Annotated in this window: 13 protein-coding genes; 9 read left to right on the top strand and 4 right to left on the bottom strand. The window is 69.5% G+C overall.

Going from position 1 to position 12,992, the window contains the following annotated elements:
• The first annotated feature begins 153 nt into the window (after nucleotides 1–153).
• Genes CEP17_RS06620 through CEP17_RS06605 form a run of 4 tightly spaced genes read left to right on the top strand, consistent with a single transcriptional unit; the run spans nucleotide 154 to nucleotide 3,582 of the window.
• Nucleotides 154–1,089 carry an NAD(P)-binding domain-containing protein gene (locus CEP17_RS06620; protein WP_112931675.1) on the top strand — a complete coding sequence of 312 codons (936 nt, stop codon included), beginning with the start codon at nucleotides 154–156 and terminating at the stop codon, nucleotides 1,087–1,089.
• Nucleotides 1,090–1,129: 40 nt separating this feature from the next.
• On the top strand, nucleotides 1,130–2,659 hold the full coding sequence (locus CEP17_RS06615) for a CoA-acylating methylmalonate-semialdehyde dehydrogenase (RefSeq protein WP_112931674.1): 1,530 nt from the start codon (nucleotides 1,130–1,132) through the stop codon (nucleotides 2,657–2,659).
• 54 nt (nucleotides 2,660–2,713) lie between these two features.
• Nucleotides 2,714–2,941, top strand: coding sequence for a hypothetical protein (locus CEP17_RS06610; protein ID WP_039416402.1), 228 nt, complete (start codon nucleotides 2,714–2,716; stop codon nucleotides 2,939–2,941).
• Nucleotides 2,938–3,582, top strand: coding sequence for a CYTH domain-containing protein (locus CEP17_RS06605; protein WP_036319989.1), 645 nt, complete (start codon nucleotides 2,938–2,940; stop codon nucleotides 3,580–3,582). Before CEP17_RS06610 ends, CEP17_RS06605 begins: the two co-directional genes overlap by 4 nt.
• 101 nt (nucleotides 3,583–3,683) lie before the next feature.
• Here CEP17_RS06605 and lpdA read toward each other — a convergent pair whose 3' ends face one another.
• Both lpdA and CEP17_RS06595 read right to left on the bottom strand, forming a co-directional pair.
• Nucleotides 3,684–5,084: a dihydrolipoyl dehydrogenase gene (gene lpdA, locus CEP17_RS06600; protein WP_036286532.1), complete on the bottom strand. Its 1,401-nt coding sequence runs from the start codon at nucleotides 5,082–5,084 to the stop codon at nucleotides 3,684–3,686.
• A gap of 9 nt (nucleotides 5,085–5,093) precedes the next feature.
• Nucleotides 5,094–5,672: a copper resistance CopC family protein gene (locus tag CEP17_RS06595; protein WP_112931673.1), complete on the bottom strand. Its 579-nt coding sequence runs from the start codon at nucleotides 5,670–5,672 to the stop codon at nucleotides 5,094–5,096.
• Nucleotides 5,673–5,773: 101 nt separating this feature from the next.
• On the opposite strand from CEP17_RS06595, the gene CEP17_RS06590 reads away from it, so the two are divergent.
• The gene (locus CEP17_RS06590) at nucleotides 5,774–6,172 is read left to right on the top strand and encodes a hypothetical protein (RefSeq protein WP_036320872.1); all 399 of its coding nucleotides are present in this window, start codon (nucleotides 5,774–5,776) and stop codon (nucleotides 6,170–6,172) included.
• A gap of 21 nt (nucleotides 6,173–6,193) precedes the next feature.
• Here the strand turns inward: CEP17_RS06590 and CEP17_RS06585 are convergent, their stop codons facing one another.
• Entirely contained in the window at nucleotides 6,194–6,538 is a 345-nt protein-coding gene (locus tag CEP17_RS06585; protein ID WP_036286519.1) for a hypothetical protein, read from the bottom strand.
• 208 nt (nucleotides 6,539–6,746) lie between these two features.
• On the opposite strand from CEP17_RS06585, the gene CEP17_RS06580 reads away from it, so the two are divergent.
• From CEP17_RS06580 to CEP17_RS06570, 3 genes are all read left to right on the top strand, one after another.
• Complete coding sequence (locus tag CEP17_RS06580) at nucleotides 6,747–7,241, top strand: FHA domain-containing protein (RefSeq protein WP_187289962.1); 495 nt, start codon at nucleotides 6,747–6,749, stop codon at nucleotides 7,239–7,241.
• A complete protein-coding gene (locus CEP17_RS06575; protein WP_112931672.1) occupies nucleotides 7,238–7,921 on the top strand; it encodes a MerR family transcriptional regulator in 684 nt (227 codons plus the stop codon). Before CEP17_RS06580 ends, CEP17_RS06575 begins: the two co-directional genes overlap by 4 nt.
• A gap of 103 nt (nucleotides 7,922–8,024) precedes the next feature.
• Nucleotides 8,025–8,570 carry a MerR family transcriptional regulator gene (locus tag CEP17_RS06570; RefSeq protein WP_036286573.1) on the top strand — a complete coding sequence of 182 codons (546 nt, stop codon included), beginning with the start codon at nucleotides 8,025–8,027 and terminating at the stop codon, nucleotides 8,568–8,570.
• Between the two features lie 90 nt (nucleotides 8,571–8,660).
• On the opposite strand, the gene CEP17_RS06565 is transcribed toward CEP17_RS06570, so the two are convergent.
• Nucleotides 8,661–9,467, bottom strand: a complete 807-nt coding sequence (locus CEP17_RS06565) for a ParA family protein (RefSeq protein WP_036286515.1) — start codon at nucleotides 9,465–9,467, stop codon at nucleotides 8,661–8,663.
• 116 nt (nucleotides 9,468–9,583) lie between these two features.
• Here CEP17_RS06565 and CEP17_RS06560 point away from each other — a divergent pair, with 116 nt between their 5' ends.
• Entirely contained in the window at nucleotides 9,584–12,991 is a 3,408-nt protein-coding gene (locus tag CEP17_RS06560; RefSeq protein ID WP_112931671.1) for a pyruvate carboxylase, read from the top strand.
• Nucleotide 12,992 lies beyond the last annotated feature (1 nt).

Genomic DNA, 12,992 nt, shown 5'->3' with positions numbered 1-12,992 from the left:
GTGTGCACCAGTGCACACCGGTAGTGCAAGTTTGTTGCTCGCGTGTGCATTGATCAACGGTCTTCGGGTGCCTACGCTGGCCACGAGCGGCGTCGAGGACGACAGCCGTCACCGCCCGCGACGACGAACGTCGCCGGCGTCGAAGGGAGTCTCATGTCCACGATCGCCTTCATCGGACTGGGCCACATGGGCGCGCCCATGTCGGCGCACCTCGTCGCCGCCGGCCATGTCGTGCGTGGTGTCGACCTCAACCCCGTCGCCGCGGCGGCCGCCGCCGAGAGGGGAGTGCAGATCTTCCCCTCGGTCGCCGCGGCGCTCGACGGTGCGGATGCCGCGATCACCTCGCTGCCCAAGCCCGAGCACGTCCGCGGTGTGTACGGGGGAGCAGACGGCATCCTCGCGCATGCGGCGCCGTCGACCCTGCTGCTCGACACCTCCACCGTCGACGTCGAGACCTCGCGCTGGTGCCACGCCGAAGCGCAACGGCACGGGCTCTCGTTCGTGGACGCACCGATCTCCGGCGGCACCGCGGGCGCGGAGGCCCACACGCTGACGTTCATGCTCGGCGGACGCGCCGCCGACGTGGAGCGGGCGCGGGAGGTCGTGGCGCCGATGGCGGGCAACGTGATCGCCTGCGGGGAGGCCGGCGCCGGCATCGCCGCGAAGCTCGTCAACAACATGATGCTCTTCATCTCCGTCATGGCCGTGTCGGAGGGCTCGCAGCTGGCGGAGCAGCTCGGTCTGGATCCGCAGGTGTTCTGGGACGTCGCGCGCGTCTCGTCCGCCGACTCGTGGGCCCTGCGCACCTGGTATCCGGTGCCGGGCATCGTGGAGACCTCGGCGGCCAACAAGAACTTCGACGCGACCTTCTCGGTGGAACTCGCGCGCAAGGACTGCGGACTGGCCGTTCAAGCCGGAGACGACACCGGTGTGCACCTGCCGGCGGCGCGTCTTGCGCTCCGCCAGCTCGACGACCTCATCGCCGAAGGGCTGGGCGGCAAGGACTGCACGTTGGTCGCGCGCTTCGCCTCGCCGGACGGCACCCTCCGCGGCTACGACCCGTCGCGTGACGGCGTCTCCGCGGCCTGACCCCGATATCTCCCGCACACCCCGATCGAGAGGGCACTTCATGACCACCGCATCCGCATCTGCCACCACCGACGAGCCCATCGGCTCGCTCGCGGTGATCCCGCACGTCGTCGCGGGCGAACGCGTCGGCCCGACAGGGCGCACCGGTCCCGTCTTCAACCCCGCCACGGGCCGCCAGAGCGCAGAGGTCGCCCTGGCCTCGGCCGCGTTCGTCCATGACGTCGCCCGCCGCGCGCAGGCCGCTCAGCGCGGCTGGCGCGACACCGGTCTCGGCAAGCGCCAGCAGGTGATGTTCCGCCTCCGTGAGATCGTCGCCTCCCGCGCCGAGGAGCTTGCGCGCATCATCACGGCCGAGCACGGCAAGACCGTCGACGACGCCCTCGGCGAAGTCGCTCGAGGGCTCGAGAACGTCGAGTTCTGCACGAGTCTGATGCACCACCTCAAGGGCGACTACTCCGAGCAGGTCGCCTCGGGCGTGGACGTCCACCAGGTTCGTCAGCCCGTCGGCGTGGTCGCCTGCATCACTCCGTTCAACTTCCCCGCGATGGTGCCGCTGTGGATGGTGACCACCGCCATCGCCGCGGGCAACGCCGTGATCCTCAAGCCCAGCGAACGCGACCCGTCGGCGGCCGTCTGGCTGGCCGAGGCCTTCGCCGAGGCGGGGCTTCCCGACGGCATCCTCAACGTCGTCCACGGCGACAAAGAGGCCGTCGATGCGCTGCTGGACGATCCGGTCGTGCGGGCGGTGTCGTTCGTGGGATCGACGCCGATCGCGAAGTACATCTACGCGCGGGCGGCCGAGAACGGCAAGCGCGTTCAGGCGCTGGGCGGAGCGAAGAACCACATGATCGTCATGCCGGATGCCGATCTGGACGCCGCTGCGGATGCGGCGGTGTCGGCGGCGTACGGCTCGGCGGGGGAACGCTGCATGGCCGTTTCGGTCGTCGTCGCGGTGGGCGAGGTCGCCGACGCGCTCATCGGCAAGGTCGCCGAGCGCATCGGCGGACTGGTCGTCGGCGACGGCACCGATCCCGCCACCGACATGGGTCCGCTGATCACCCGCGACGCGCTCGATCGCGTGACCGGCTTCGTCGCGGGGGCCGCGGACGAGGGAGCCCGCGTCGTGGTCGACGGCCGCGAGGTCACCGTGGACGGGGGCGGGTTCTTCATCGGTCCCTCGCTCGTCGACGGCGTCACGCCGGGCATGCGCGTCTACGACGAGGAGATCTTCGGACCCGTGCTGTCGGTGGTGCGTGTCGCCACCTACGACGACGCGGTCGCGCTGATCAACGCCAACCGCTACGCGAACGGCACCGCCGTCTTCACGCGCGACGGCAAGACCGCGCGCCAGTTCGAGTACGACATCGAGGTCGGCATGGTCGGCGTCAACGTGCCGATTCCGGTGCCCATCGGCGCGTTCTCGTTCGGCGGCTGGAAGGACTCGCTGTTCGGCGACACGCACATGTACGGGCCGGAGGCGTTCAACTTCTACACGCGCCGCAAGGTCGTCACGACGCGGTGGCCCGACCCCAGCGAAAGCCAGATCAGCCTCGGCTTCCCGACCCACTGAACGCGCCGGGCTAGGCTGGAGTTCCACATTCCGCTTCATCGTCGGAGGTACACCATGGCGATCGCACGACTGCACGGAGGCCCGCTGGACGGGCAGGTCCTTCCCCTGGACGACGAGAGCCAGGACCGGTTGATCCTGCCCTACAGCGAGACCCAGATCGTCTACGAGCGCGCGGGCGCGGCGGAGAACACGGGCGAGGGCGATGGCCCGACATCCGCTGAGTTCCACTTCGTGGAGGCGGAGGACGATATCGATCCCGACCCCGACGGCCGGGACGAGTGACGCCGGAGCCGGCACGCGCGCTCGAGATCGAGCTGACCTTCGACGTCCACGGCGACACCCCGCTTCCCGACCTGTCGGGTCTGCCGGGTGTCGCCGTCGTCGAGGGGCCTGCGCGTCGCGACCTCGATGCCCGGTATCTGGATGTGCCGGGCTTCGCCCTGGGACGCTCCGGCTACGCGGTGCGCCGTCGCACCGGCGGACCGGACGAGGGATGGCACATCAAGGGACCCAAGACCGCTGACGGCGGGCGGCTGGAGACGCATTGGCCGCTCGATGGAGCGAAGGGTGGCGCGTCCGCGGGCGAAGTGAGCGTCCCGGATGCCGTCGCCGCCGCCGTGGCAGAGATCGCCTCCGGCGCCCTGGCACCCATCGCCCGCATCGTCAACGATCGCCATGCCTACGCCCTCCGCGATGAGGCGGGCGCGCTCGTCGCGGAATTCGTCGACGACCACGTGGTCGCGACCGACGAGACCCGCGGTGTGCAGACGACATGGCGCGAGTGGGAGTTCGAGCTCGGACCCGCGGCGCCCGTCGGCGCCACCCGCACTGCGCTCTTCGATGCGGTCACCGCTGCCGTCGCGGCGGTGGGCGGACGCCCCGCGGCATCCGATTCCAAGCTCGCTCGCACGCTCGGCCTCTGATCGCGGCTCGCTCGGATGCCGCGAAACCACTGACGCCGCCCCCGGCTTCGGTTGGGGCGGCGTCAGTCGTAGGAGTCAGCGTACTCCAGAGCTCACGGAGCTCAGAGGTTGATCATGTGTCCCGCGAGACCGTGGAAGGCCTCCTGCAGAGCCTCGGACAGCGTCGGGTGGGTGTGCACGTTGCGCGCCAGCTCCAGAGCGGTCAGGTCCCACTTCTGGGCGAGGGTGAGCTCCGGCAGCAGCTCCGACACGTCGGGGCCGATGAGGTGGCCGCCGACGAGCTCGAGGTGCTCGGCATCCGCGATGAGCTTGACGAAGCCGACCGGCTCGCCGAGGCCGTGCGCTTTGCCGTTGGCCATGAAGGGGAAGGTCGCGACCTTGTACTCGCGTCCGGTCTCCTTGTACTGCGCCTCGGTGTAGCCGAACGACGCCACCTGCGGCGAGCAGAAGGTCGCACGCGGCATCATGCGGTAGTCGCCGAGCGCCATGGTCTCTGCGCCACCGATCGTCTCGGCGGCGACGACGCCCTGCGCCTCGGCGACGTGGGCGAGCTGCAGCTTGGCCGTGACGTCACCGATGGCGTAGATGCCCTCGACGTTGGTACGCATGAAGTCGTCGATCTCGATGGCGCCGCGCTCGGTGAGCTTCACGCCGGTGTTCTCCAGGCCGAAGCCCTCGACCCGGGGAGCGAAGCCGATCGACATGAGCACCTTGTCGGCTTCGATCGAGCCCTGCGCGCCGCTCTTGTTGTCGGTGTAGGTCACCGTGACCTTGTCGCCGGAGTCGACGACCGACTCCACCTTGGTCGAGACGAGGATGTCGACGCCGAGGTTCTTGTACTGCTTCGCGATCTCCTTCGAGACGTCCGCGTCCTCGTTGGGGAGGGCCCGGTCGAGGAACTCGATGATCGTCACCTTCACGCCGTAGTTCGTCATGACGTAGGCGAACTCCATGCCGATGGCGCCGGCGCCGACGATGACGATCGAGTTCGGCAGATCACGCGTGAGGATCTGCTCCTCGTACGTCACGACGTTCTCGCTCAGCGTCACGCCCGGGAGCAGGCGCACCGTCGAGCCGGTCGCGATGATGACGTTGTCGAACGTGACCTCTTCGGTGGAGCCGTCGCTCTTGGCGACCGAGATCGCCTTGGGGCCGGTGAAGGTGCCCCGGCCCTCGAACTCGGTGACCTTGTTCTTCTTCATCAGGTAGTGGATGCCCTTGACGCGGCCGTCGGCGACGACGCGCGACCGGTCCCACGCCGTGCCGAAGTCGAGGCTGAACTCACCCGTGATGCCGAAGAAGTCGGCCTTGTGCTTCAGGGTGTGGGCGATCTCGGCGTTCTTCAGAAGCGCCTTGGAGGGGATGCAGCCGACGTTGAGGCAGACACCGCCCCAGTACTTCTCTTCGATGATGGCGACGGACTGGCCGAGCTGGGCGGCGCGGACCGCCGCGACATAGCCACCAGGGCCGGCACCGAGGACGACGACGTTGAAATGAGGCATGCTCTCAGCCTAGTCCTCGGGGGTGGCTCGGGACTTCCGCAGAAGCACCGCCACGAGGGCGCCGAGGGCGGCGGCGAGCACCAGGCCGAGCAGCACCCAGACGAACACCGGGACACCGCCATCGCCGTTCGATGTCGGCGTCGCGGTGAGTGTCTGTGTGGTCGTCGTTTCGGCGGGAGCGGCCGTCTGCGACGAGCCGCCCGCCACGGTGAACGTGTACTGCCCCGAGACCGGGTGGCCGTCGCTGGAGACCACGCGCCACGTCACGGTCACCGGGCCGGACGCGCTGCCGGCGAGCCCCTGCGTCAGATGCGTGCCGTCCAGCGTCGGATCGCCGTCGGTGAGCGAGGCTCCCGCGGCATCCGTCACCACGACCTGCGTCGCGCCGGGCTCGTCCATCAGCACGCCGCTGAACGTCATGGTGATCTGGGCGGGCAGCGTGCCGACCTCGGCGTTCACGCCCGGGTCGGCGCCGATCAGCTCATCGTGCGCCCACGCGGGGGAGGCCACGGCGACGGAGAGTCCGCCGAGCAGGAGTGCGACGAGGCCGACGAGGACCGAACGGAACGTATGAACTCTGTGTGACATCACGTCCTCGACCCTATCCGCGCCTGTTGTGCGCCGGGTCGGAGTCCTAGCATGGCGGCAGGCGAGCGTCGCGCTCGCCGTGACCGGAAGGACGGTGGGAGATGGACGCCAGGATGATGGAAGCGATGGCCGGCGAGATGTCGATGGCCGAGATGCCCGCGATGGATGCCGCGGTCATGCAGGCCTGCATGGACGCCTGTGCCGCCTGTGAGCAGGCCTGCACGGTGTGCTCGATGCAGATGATGGACTGTGCCCCGTCGTGCATGAACTGCGCCGACATGTGCAACACCATGATGCGTGCCATGCTGCGGATGCCGGGCATGGCGCCGGCGTCGATGATGGCGATGCTCGACGCCTGCATCGCGATGTGTCAGACGTGCATGGACATGTGCATGATGCACGCTGATGACAGCCCCGTGTGCGCCATGTGCGCGGACGCGTGCCGGGCCTGTATGGATGCGTGCATGGCGGTCAAAGACGCGATGATGGCGGCCGCCTGAGCGGCACCCGTCCCTCTCGACTCAGACCGCGAGCACGTTGAAGAGCCGTCCTCCGGCGTGGAGCGCGTGATAGCGCGGGTGGAACGCGACCGGCGTACCCCGTTGCACGGACGCCGCGGCCCCGGCGCCGTTCCACAGTTCGATCTCGCGCCCCTCGAGGGTGACGATCGTGAGCGTGCCGTCGGCCGCTGAGGCGACCGCGATCGCGTCGACCCATTCTCCGGGCGTTGCCGACACCAGCCGCGACTGGATCAGGTGGACGGCGTGGCCGGCCGCGAAGGAAGAGCAACCGCGGCCCGTCGCGCACATGCAGATGGCGTCCTGACGCACCGGTGCGGGCGTGAGGCGGTTCTGCGCTGCGGACACGGGGTTCCTCTCGTGGATGCCGCCCGTGGTGGCGGTGCGATCAGGCTACGTCGGGGCGAAGGCCGTCCGCGCGGACGGCGTCACACATCGACACACGCCGCTGAGTCGCACCGCTCGGCGGGATCGGGGCTGGCGCGGCGCGAAACCCGGTTCCCCGGCGGGGGTTCGCAGCCCGGGTCGATCCGTTAGGGTGAAGAGGAAGGAGGCCATGGTGGAAGAGAACGCTCGAGACGCTGGTGTCAGCGGTATCCGACGTGACGCCGGGAGTGCCGGCTCTGCCGACACCACCCAGACTTTCGGTCACGATTCCGACCTCTCCTTCGTGCCGTTCGGAACGGACCTGACGGACGTCGAGCGGGAGGCCATCGATGCGCTTCCGTCTCGCGCTGCGCTGCTGCTCGTCCGCTCCGGTCCCACGGCGGGCGCACGCTATCTGCTCGACACCGATGTCACCACGGTCGGGCGCCATCCCGAGGCCGACATCTTCTTCGACGATGTCACCGTCTCTCGTCGTCACGCGGAGATCACCCGCACCGGCGCCGTCTTCGAGCTCGTCGACCAGCGCTCCCTGAACGGCAGCTATGTCAACGGTGAACGGGTGGACCGCGCCGTGCTCGTCGACGGCTCCGAGGTGCGCATCGGCAAGTTCCGCCTCAACTTCTTCGCGTCGCCGGTCGACCGCGGTCAGGTGACGAGCGGGTGAGCCCGGCTGTCTCACCCCGTGGACGTGCGTCGTCCTCGGGTTATCTCAGCATTGGTCAGGTGCTCGCACGCCTGACGCCGGAGTTCTCCGATCTCAGCGCGAGCAAGCTGCGCTACCTCGAAGTGCAGGGCATCGTCACGCCGCTGCGAACCGAGTCGGGGTATCGCAAGTTCTCGCCTCTCGACGTCGAGCGACTGCGCACCGCGCTCACGCTTCAGCGCGACCACTACATGCCCCTTGCGCGAATTCGCGAGTATCTCGACGAACAGCACGGCGGCATCGTCGCGCCGCCGGCGACGGCGTCGATCGTCACCGCCCCGCGCCGCTATCGCCGCGAGGAACTGCTGCAGACGGCAGGAGCGTCGGCGGCGCTGCTGAACGATGCCGTACGCGCCGGGCTCATCGCGGCAGCCGAGAGCTACGACGACAAGACGCTGAGTGTGCTTCGTGCGCTCGTGGCCCTCGACGGGCACGGCATCCAGCCCCGCCACGTGCGGGGCGTCCGGCAGGCGGCGGAGCGTGAGGTCGCGCTCGTCGAGAGCGCGCTGACGCCCCTGTTGCGCCGCTCGGACGCCGTGTCGCGTGCACGTGCGGGCGAGCTCGCTCCCGAGCTGCTTCGTCGCCTGGACGAAGTGCGCGCGGCGTTCGCGCACGCGGCGCTGGACCGCATCGCGCCGTGACGGCGGCGCGACACGCCGAGCGTCGGGATGCGGATGTCGTTGCCGCAGGCACTCGGCTGATCTACCGTGGAGGAAACGACGCACTGTCCACATGGAGGCGAGCATGACCGCGCACGATGCGCCTGATGAGGTCCGCTTCGCCACCGAGCTGCTGTTCACGGACGGTCTGCCGCAGATGGATGACGAGGTCGGGTACCGCGGCGCCGTCGCTGCACGCGCAGCCGGCATCACCTATCGTCAGCTCGACTACTGGGCGCGTACCGAACTCGTCCAGCCCACCGTCCGCGGCGCCAGCGGTTCGGGATCGCAGCGTCTCTACGGCTTCCGCGACATCCTCGTGCTCAAACTGGTGAAGCGGCTTCTCGATACCGGCATCTCCCTGCAGCAGATCCGCACGGCGGTCGAGCAGCTTCGTGCCGCCGGCATCCGCGATCTCGCCGGCACCACGCTGATGAGCGACGGCGCGTCCGTCTATCTCTGCACCTCGAACGACGAAGTCATCGACCTCGTCAGTCGAGGACAGGGCGTGTTCGGTATCGCCGTCGGCAAAGTGCTGCACGAGGTCGAATCGACCTTGCTCGACTTCGATCCGCAGGCTCCGGACCCCGTCGACGAACTCGCCGCTCGTCGCGCCGTCAAGTCCGCCTGAGAAGGCAACGGCGCCGCAGTCCAACGCGCTGCTTGTCGACTCGCGTCTTCGGCGCCCGATCGACGACCGACCGCTGTGTGACGGAAAAGGTCAGGCCCGCTGCTCGCCCGCGGTGATCCGACCGGTGCGCATGACGCGGTCCAGCAGTGCGTCGAAGTCGCCGGCCAGCTCCTGAGCCGAGTCGCCCGGCCAGATGTGCAGCGGCTTCGCCGCCCCCTGCGCCTGCTGCAGCGACGTGCGCTCGGGAAGCTGTGGCGACAGGACGAGCGGGCCGAACATGTCGCGCAGCTCCTTGATGCGGAACTGGTGCTCGATCGACTGCGGGCGCACGCGATTCACGACGATCCCGAGCGGCTGCAGTCGGGGAGACAGGCCACGGCGGATCTCCTCGATCGCCCGCAACGCGCGGTCGGCGGCGGCGACCGAGAACAGTCCCGGTTCGGTGACCACGATGACCCGGTCCGAAGCCGCCCATGCGGTACGCGTCAGTGCGTTGAGCGAGGGGGCGCAGTCGATGAGGACGAGGTCGTAGTCGGCCTCGATGGTGGCGAGAGCCTCTTCGAGCTTCCACACGTCGCGCACGCTCGGGTGCGGGCCGTCGAAGTTGATCGCCGACGGGCTGCCGATCATGACGTCGATCGTGCCCGGGTGCACCTTGGCCCAGCCGCTGGCGGTGATGGCCTGGCGGACCACCTTCTCCTTGGGATTGGCGAGCACGTCGGCCACGTTCAGCCGGCCGGCCACCTGGATGTCCATGCCCGTCGACACGTCAGATTGCGGGTCGAGGTCGACGACGAGAGTCCGCACCCCTCGGGCGAACGCCGCGGAGGCGAGGCCGAGAGTCACGGTGGTCTTGCCGACACCCCCCTTGAGCGAGGAGACGGAGAGTACGTGCACGAGGCTCTACGTTACCGTCCCCTAGGCTGTGAGGACACTCAGGCCCTCGTGAAAAGTGGGCTCGTCGGGGAATCTGCTCCCTCGGCGCGCGGGAGCCGCTTGGAGAAGAGGTCCGCATGTTCCGCAAGATCCTGGTGGCCAACCGCGGAGAGATCGCGATCCGGGCCTTTCGTGCCGCCTTCGAACTGGGTGCGCGGACGGTGGCGGTCTACCCCTACGAGGACCGGTACTCGCTGCACCGGCTCAAGGCCGACGAAGCGTACCAGATCGGCACCATCGGCCAACCCGTCCGTGCGTACCTCGACGTCGATGAGATCATCCGCGTGGCCGAGCAGGCGGGCGCCGACGCCATCTACCCCGGCTACGGCTTCCTCTCCGAGAACCCCGAGCTGGCCGCGGCCGCCGCGCGCAGCGGCATCGTCTTCATCGGCCCGCCGTCGCGCGCCCTCGAGATGGCGGGCAACAAGGTGACCGCCAAAGAGCATGCGATCGCGGCCGGGGTGCCGGTGCTGCGCTCGACGCCCGCGTCGGACGACGTCGACGCGCTCGTCGCGCGCGCGGACGAGATCGGCTTCCCGATCTTCGTGAAGGCGGTCGCCGGCGGCGGTGGGCGGGGAATGCGCCGGGTCGAAGCCGCGCCGCAGCTGGCCCCGGCGATCGCGGAGGCGATGCGCGAGGCCGATGCCGCGTTCGGCGATGCCCGCGTCTTCCTGGAACAGGCCGTGCAGCGGCCGCGTCACGTCGAGGTGCAGATCCTCGCCGACAAGACCGGCGAGACCGTGCACCTGTTCGAGCGGGACTGCTCGGTGCAGCGACGTCATCAGAAAGTCGTCGAGATCGCGCCGGCGCCCAACCTCGACCCCACCATCGCCTCGGCATTGCACGCCCACGCGATCGCGTTCGCCCGGTCGATCGGCTACGAGAACGCCGGAACGGTGGAGTTCCTCCTCGAGACGGCCGGTCCCCGCGCCGGCGAGGCCGTCTTCATCGAGATGAACCCGCGCATCCAGGTCGAGCACACCGTGACCGAGGAGGTCACCGACGTCGACCTCGTGCAATCGCAGATGCGCATCGCTGCCGGCGAGACGCTCGCCGAGCTCGGCCTGCGCCAGGACCAGATCCGCCTGCGCGGGGCGGCGCTGCAGTGCCGCATCACGACCGAGGACCCGACCCAGGGGTTCCGCCCCGACACGGGCAAGATCACCACCTACCGTTCGCCGGGCGGCGCCGGCATCCGCCTCGACGGGGGGACGACGGCCGCGGGTTCCCAGGTCAGTGCGCACTTCGACTCGCTGCTGGCCAAGCTCACGTGCCGCGGACGGGACTTCGGCGCCGCGGTCGTGCGATCGCGTCGAGCCCTCGCCGAGTTCCGCATCCGCGGGGTCTCGACCAACATCCCCTTCCTGCAGGCGGTGCTAGACGATCCCGCCTTCGTGGCCGGTGACGTCAGCACGTCGTTCATCGACGAGCGCCCCGAGCTGCTGCGCGGTCGCGGGTCGAAGGACCGCGGATCGAAGATCGTGGCGTGGCTGGCCGAGACGACCGTCAACCGTCCGCACGGAGAGATCCCCGCCGTCACCGACCCGCGCGCGAAGCTCCCGTCCGTCGATCTGTCCACGCCTCCTCCTGCCGGTTCGCGACAGCGCCTTCTCAGCCAGGGCCCGGCCGGGTTCGCGGCGCAGCTGCGCGCTCAGACGCCGCTCGCCGTCACCGAGACGACGTTCCGAGACGCACATCAGTCTCTGCTGGCCACGCGCGTGCGCACACGGGACCTGGTGACGGTCGCGCCCTACGTCGCCCGGCTCACCCCTCAGCTGCTCTCGGTCGAGGCCTGGGGCGGCGCCACCTACGACGTGGCGCTCCGCTTCCTCGGCGAAGACCCCTGGGAGCGGCTGGACGCCCTCCGGGCCGCGGTGCCGAACGTGGCGATCCAGATGCTCTTGAGGGGGCGTAACACGGTGGGGTACACGCCGTATCCGACGCGCGTCACCGATGCCTTCGTCTCGGAGGCCGCGGCATCGGGCGTCGACATCTTCCGCATCTTCGATGCCCTCAACGACGTCTCCCAGATGCGGCCTGCCATCGACGCCGTACTGCACACCGGCACCACGCTGGCGGAAGTCGCCCTCTGCTACACCGGTGATCTCCTGTCGCCGACCGAGGATCTGTACACCCTCGACTACTACCTGCGCGTGGCGGAGCAGATCGTGGATGCCGGGGCGCACGTGCTCGCCGTCAAGGACATGGCGGGGCTACTGCGCCCCGGCGCCGCTGCGCGTCTGGTGCGGGCTCTGCGGGACCGCTTCGACGTCCCGGTCCACGTCCATACGCACGACACCGCCGGTGGTCAGCTCGCGACGCTGTTGGCCGCCGCCGCCGCGGGCGCCGACGCCGTGGATGCCGCTGCGGCGCCGATGGCGGGAACGACCAGCCAGCCCTCGCTGTCCGCGCTCGTCGCCGCCCTCGCGCACACCGAGCGCGACACCGGACTCGACCTCGGTGCCGTCTCGGAACTCGAACCGTACTGGGAGGCGATGCGCCGCCTCTACCGCCCGTTCGAGTCGGGTCTTCCCGGGCCGACGGGACGCGTCTATCGGCATGAGATCCCCGGCGGTCAGCTGTCGAACCTCCGCCAGCAGGCGATCGCTCTCGGCCTGTCGGAGGACTTCGAGCTGATCGAGGACATGTACGCCGCCGCGGACGCGATCCTCGGGCGCGTCCCGAAGGTGACCCCCTCCTCGAAGGTCGTCGGCGATCTTGCCCTGCACCTCGCCGCGGTGCGCGCAGACCCCGCCGACTTCGCCGAGAACCCCGATACCTATGACATCCCCGACTCCGTCGTCGCCTTCATGGCGGGGGAGCTGGGTGAGCTTCCGGGCGGCTGGCCGGAGCCGTTTCGCACCAAGGTGCTGCGTGGTCGCGAGATCCGCGGCGGGATCACCGAGATCTCCGACGCCGATGCCGCGAACCTCGAAGCCGACAGTGCGACCCGGCGCGCCACACTGAACTCCCTGCTGTTTCCCGCCCCCACGGCGGCCTTCCGGGAGACCCGCGACACCTACGGCGATCTCAGCGTCCTCGACACCGCGGACTATCTGTACGGCCTCGCGCCCGGAACCGAGCACGTCGTCGAGATCGAGCGCGGCGTCCAGCTGTACGTGGGGTTGGAAGCGATCGGCGACGCCGACGAGCGCGGCATGCGCACCGTGATGACGACGTTGAACGGTCAGCTGCGTCCCGTCTTCGTGCGCGACCACGCCGTCGCGGTCGAGGTGCGTCAGTCGGAGAAGGCCGATGCGACCGTAGCGGGCCACGTGGCCGCCCCGTTCTCGGGTGTCGTCACCCCGAAGGCCGCGGTGGGCGATCGCGTCTCGGCGGGTCAGCCGGTGGCATCCATCGAGGCGATGAAGATGGAGGCAGCCATCACGGCGCCGATGGACGGCATCGTCGAGCGTCTCGTCATCGGCGCGGCGGCCGCGGTGGAGGCCGGCGATCTTTTGCTGGTGGTCCGACCCTCCGAGTAGC

It is taken from the genome of Microbacterium sp. PM5, from assembly GCF_003293595.1.
GTDB lineage: Bacteria > Actinomycetota > Actinomycetes > Actinomycetales > Microbacteriaceae > Microbacterium.
This window is presented reverse-complemented; position numbering and strand designations above follow the sequence as displayed.